General features: G+C 71.2%; 4 protein-coding genes and 1 pseudogene. 1 reads left to right on the forward strand and 4 read right to left on the reverse strand.

Annotated features, from left to right (window positions below; all coding sequences use genetic code 11):
* Positions 1–789: pseudogene (locus ND747_RS19985) on the reverse strand (hypothetical protein); the annotation flags it as partial.
* 292 nt (positions 790–1,081) lie between these two features.
* Here ND747_RS19985 and ND747_RS19990 point away from each other — a divergent pair.
* Positions 1,082–2,020 (forward strand): DMT family transporter, encoded by a 939-nt coding sequence (locus ND747_RS19990; protein WP_251735362.1) that lies wholly within the window; start codon positions 1,082–1,084, stop codon positions 2,018–2,020.
* Between the two features lie 7 nt (positions 2,021–2,027).
* Here ND747_RS19990 and ND747_RS19995 read toward each other — a convergent pair whose 3' ends face one another.
* The 3 genes from ND747_RS19995 to ND747_RS20005 form a co-directional block, all read right to left on the reverse strand.
* Positions 2,028–3,209 carry an AIM24 family protein gene (locus ND747_RS19995; RefSeq protein ID WP_251735364.1) on the reverse strand — a complete coding sequence of 394 codons (1,182 nt, stop codon included), beginning with the start codon at positions 3,207–3,209 and terminating at the stop codon, positions 2,028–2,030.
* Positions 3,210–3,278: 69 nt separating this feature from the next.
* Positions 3,279–3,956 carry an AIM24 family protein gene (locus tag ND747_RS20000; RefSeq protein ID WP_251735366.1) on the reverse strand — a complete coding sequence of 226 codons (678 nt, stop codon included), beginning with the start codon at positions 3,954–3,956 and terminating at the stop codon, positions 3,279–3,281.
* 2 nt (positions 3,957–3,958) lie between these two features.
* The coding region (locus ND747_RS20005) for an AIM24 family protein (RefSeq protein WP_251735368.1) at positions 3,959–4,705 on the reverse strand (747 nt) is incomplete at its 5' end.

Here is a 4,705-nt window from a genome sequence, read left to right on the forward strand (position 1 = left end):
AGCCGGGGTCGATGGACGCTGGGCCGGCGCGGTCGCAGGCGGTGCTCCGGCCGGCGTCGAGGCCGGTGGGGGCGTCGCTCGCTCGGGCGCACCCTCCGGGGAGGGCTCGGTGGTCTCGGTGGGACCGGCGGGCAGCGCGGTGCGCCTGACCATCGGGATGGTGCGGGAGCCGGTGTCGGAACCCGTCTCGGCGGCCAGCGCCGGGCCGGCGGGCAGTGGTGCGTCCTCCCCCGGGAGCAGGTCCTCTGCCGGCGAGGCCGGATGCCCGCCCGCCGCGGTGAGCGCGACGGCCAGCGCATCCTGCGGCGTCGCGACGGTCTCGGACATCGCAGTGGACTCGGACACCGCGGTGAACTCGGACACCGCAATGGGCTCGGACACCGCAATGGGCTCGGACACCGCAATGGACTCGGACACCGCCACGACCGGGGACACCGGGGCGACCTCGCGGGGCAGGGAGGCCGTCTCAGGGCTCGACGAGGCGCTTTCGATGGCCGACGGGGCAGGATCGGCCTTCATGTCGGCACCAACGGCGACGGTGGGCTCGGCGCCGACCATGACGGTGGCGTCGGCAACTGTCGTACCGGCAGTGGCGGTCGTGGGGCGGGTGCCGTCCGATGGCGGCAGGTCAGATGGTGCGCCGTCGTGGGACGGCTGCGCGCGTGATGATGCGTTGTCTGGTGAACAGTGGCGTGGGAGCGTCAGCTTCACGGTCGGTGGGCGCATACGCGACTGCACCACCGCGAGCACGACGAGAAATCCCAGCAGGATCATTGCCGGCGTCAGCATCGCCGTCCTTCCCCCCCGGACAGGTCACCGAGGACCCGCCCCCGTTGCTTCAGGCAGGGGCGTCCAGGCCCGATCGGTCCCGCGTCGTCATGGTTCTTGCGGGCAGTTGACACGGTACGAAGGGATGGCCCGGGTAGGGCCCGATGCGCTCACACTCCGATCGTTAGCCGGATCGGGGGGTGCATGCTCCGGCCAGGTGTTCCTGGTTACCCCCGCGGCACGGACAGGACCGGTACATTCGCGCCATCGTGTCCACCATTTCCGGTCCGGTCGATGCGCCCGGGTCGCCCGGTTGCGCACGTTCCCGCCGTGCCGGCGCCCGCTGAGCGCCCGGCCGCCGGTGCCCGCCTTCGTTCCGCTCGCGCTGCTCGCCGCGTTCCTGTTGGCGTCGTCTGCGGCCGTGCAGCAACGGGCCGCGGCGCACAGCCGCTATGTCGCCGACGACGAGGCTCGGGCCGTCATCCCCGGCCCGAGCCACTTTTTCGATCTTGTGACCAGGCCGCTGTGGCTGGTGGGCTGGCTGCTCAACATCGCCGGATTCCTCATGCAGGCATTGGCCCTGCACCTGGGAACGCTCACGCAGGTGCAGCCGTTGATGGTCACGCAGCTGGTTTTCGCCCTGCCGTTGGCCCTGGTCGGAACCCGGCTGCGGATGGCCCGCACGGCCTGGTGGGCGGTGGGGTCGATCTGCGCCGGTCTGGCGCTGCTGCTCGCCGTGCAGGGTGAGGTACCCGCACACGCGCCGCTGGACCGGGTCCGGATGGGAATCGCCACCGCGGCGATCGCCCTCGCAGTGGCCGCCCTGGTCGGGTTGTCATGTGCGCGGCGGCCGGCGATGCGTGCCGCGCTGCTCGGCACAGCGGCCGGGCTGCTTTACGCGCTGAGCGCACTGCTGCTCAAACAGACCACCGACGTAACCCTCACAAACGGGTTGCATGCAACAGTGACGCACTGGCACGCATATGCCCTGTGCGGGGTCACACTGACGAGCCTGTGGCTGGGTCAGACGGCCTTCGCGGTCGGCCCGATGGCCGCGGCGATCACTGCGATGACCATCACGAATCCGGCCGCCGCCTACGCCCTCGGGCTCCTGGTGTTCGACCTGCCCGCCCCACGGCATCCCGGGGTGACCGCCGGTGTGGCCGTGGCGGCCACGCTCGTCGTCGGCGGCGTGTTCCTGCTGTCACGCCCGAGCGCCCTGCCCCGCCCCCGCCGCACCGCGCGGCGTTGACCGCCGGTCAGCGGTTGCCGAACAGGCCGCCGAGGCCACCGCCCAGACCGCCGAGGTTGCCGAAGCCGCCGCCGGGGCCACCCTGCTGCCCGCCGCCGTGCCCGCCGAGCTGGTTGCCCCCGAAACCCTGATCGCCGAAACCGAAGTGGCCGGCCGCGCCGGCACCGGCCAGCGCGTTGTACGGCGGCAGCAGCTCGCACGGCTGGACGATGACGTACCCGTCGCCGCTGAACTGCATCTGCCAGCTCTCCCCGGTGTTGCCCCGCGGCCGCCACACCGACGACGAGGTCACCGCCGCCTGCATGCTCACCTGCAGGCCCGAGGACCAGCCGACGACGGCGTCCGCATCGGCGAAGTAGTAGTTCTGGTAGGTCACCCGCATCACCAGCGGGGCACCCGACGTGCAGACCGCGACCCGTCCGGTGCCCTGCAGTTCGATCTGGTACGAGCCGACTCCGGCGATGCCGACCTGGGTGTCGACGCGGACCAGGTCCCAGCTGAGCTCGTTGCTGAAGGCCAGCACGTTCTTGCCGTCGACGGTCAGCCCGTCGCGGCCGTCGAGGTCGAGCACGTGGATGTCCTGGGCCTGGTTGGCGAGGAAGACGTTGCCGGAGCCGGAAACCCGCATCAGGTTCAGGCCCTCGCCGCCGCTGAAGAAGCTGCGGAACTGGCTGCCCCAGCCCTCCCAGTGGCCGTCGAAGTTCACCCCACCCTGGTAGGCGACCATCGCGCCCTTACGGGCGTAGAACTCGCGCATGCCGCTCGGGCCGAGGTTCGCCCGCAACAGCTTGGAGTTCTGCAGGGAGAACGGCTCGTTCGACGGTCGCTCCGGATTGTCCAGCAGACTGCTGCGAATGCCTCCGGCCGGCCCGCCCGGTCCCGGCGGCATTCCCCCGGGACCGCCCGGCCCACCGGGAGGCGCACCGGGACCACCCGGGTAGCCGCCGCCTGGCCCCGGCGGATAGCCCTGGCCCGGCCCGCCCGGCGGATAGCCACCCGGTCCCGGGCCGGCCGGCGGGTAGCCCTGGCCAGGCGGCGGCTGCGGCGGATAGCCGCCCTGCCCGGGTGGCGGTGGGTAACCACCCTGCCCTGGCGGAGGCGGTGGGTAGCCCTGGCCGGGCGGCGGATAACCGGGCCCACCTGGCCCACCCGGGTAGCCACCCTGGCCGCCGTATCCACCCTGCGTCATGACTCTGTCCTCTCCGCCGTCCCCGGCCGGCACGGGATCCGCCGGATCCGGTTGCCGTGACGCATGCTCTCAGCCCCGCAGCGACATGGTGGGGCGTTCATCCTCACTGGGCTGGACGACGACGAACCCCTGCCCGGAGAACCCGAGCTGGAACGCCTCGCCGGAGCCCCGCCCGATCAACCCGCCCAGGCGCGCGGTGCGCCGCGGCTGCACCTGCAGGCCGTCGGTGTAGGCGACGAGTGCGTCGGTGTCGACGAAGGTCGGGGCCTCGCGGGTGTCGAGCACGATCGGGTTGCCCTTCGCGGTGAGCGCCACCCAGCCGTGGCCGCGCAGCACCACGTTGAACATGCCCATCCCGGACAGCATCGTGATGCCTCGGACCCGCTCGATGTTCCACTGCAGCGACGCGTCGAACGCCAGGATGTTCTTGCCGTTGACCGACAGGCCCTCGCCGGCGAGCTGCGCGACGATGACCTCCTTGCCGTAGTCGGCCAGGTAGAGCAGGCCCTGCCCGGTGGCGGTCATCAGCGGCACACCCTCGCCGGTCGCCCAGGAGGACGCGATCCGGCCCAGCTGCGGGGGCTGCGGGTTGAAGTCGATCAGACCCTCGTAGGCGATCATGGATCCGGTGCGGGCGAACAGGTCCTGCCCGGGATTCATCACCACCTTGACGATCTTGGAGCCGTGCTTGCTCATCCGCTCCATGACGGGCGTCGGCCCGTAATGGTCCATCAGGCTGCCGTGCATGCTCACACCTCGTAGGGCTGGACGACGACAAAGTGCCCGGCGAAACCCATGAACTGCAGCGCGAGCGCCTCCCCGCTGCTGCCGGCGTAGATCTGACGCGAGATCCGGACCTGGCTGGAGACGCTGACCCGCATGCCCGTCGTCCAGGCGACCAGAGCGTTCATGTCTGCGAACGTCGGACCAGCCACCGGCAGCGTCATCGGCGTGCCCTTGGTCATGACGACCACCGACCCCGGGCCGGACACCTCGAAGTGGAACAGCCCGCCACCGGGAATGCCGGGGCTTTCGATCCGGCGCACCTCGGTGCGCACGGTCGCATCCATGGCCAGCAGGTTGTTGGCGTTGATGCACAACGACGAGCTGCCGAGCTCGACGATGTGCAGATCGGCGGCGTCCTGGGCGAGGAACACCTCGCCGGCGCCCTTGCAGGTCATCAGCTTGAGCTTCTGACCGGTCAGCTTGCCCTCGATCATGCCGCGCAGACCGCCGCTTTTGTAGTCGAACTCGACGTCGCCCTGGTAGGCGACCATCGCGCCACGCAGCGCCAGAGCATCTTCGCCAAGAGTGACCTTGACCAGCTTCCCGTTCTGCTGCGTCCAGCGACCGGTGGTCGGCCGCTCCCGGTAGGGCGCGAGGCTGTTGAGCGCCCCCGGCTGGGTCGGCTGCACCTGCGACGGCAGCCCCTCCGGCCCGCCGAACCCGGCGCCAGGCACCGGCGGCTGGCCGCCCGCCACCGCGCCGGCGTAGGC

The sequence above is a fragment of the Frankia sp. R82 genome (assembly GCF_023716925.1).
Lineage (GTDB): Bacteria > Actinomycetota > Actinomycetes > Frankiales > Frankiaceae > Frankia.

Bases quoted from the DNA above. Each gene is read 5' to 3' on its own strand.
- ND747_RS19995 (WP_251735364.1), bottom strand. From the start codon at position 3,209: ATGACGCAGGGTGGATACGGCGGCCAGGGTGGCTACCCGGGTGGGCCA.
- ND747_RS20000 (WP_251735366.1), bottom strand. From the start codon at position 3,956: ATGCACGGCAGCCTGATGGACCATTACGGGCCGACGCCCGTCATGGAG.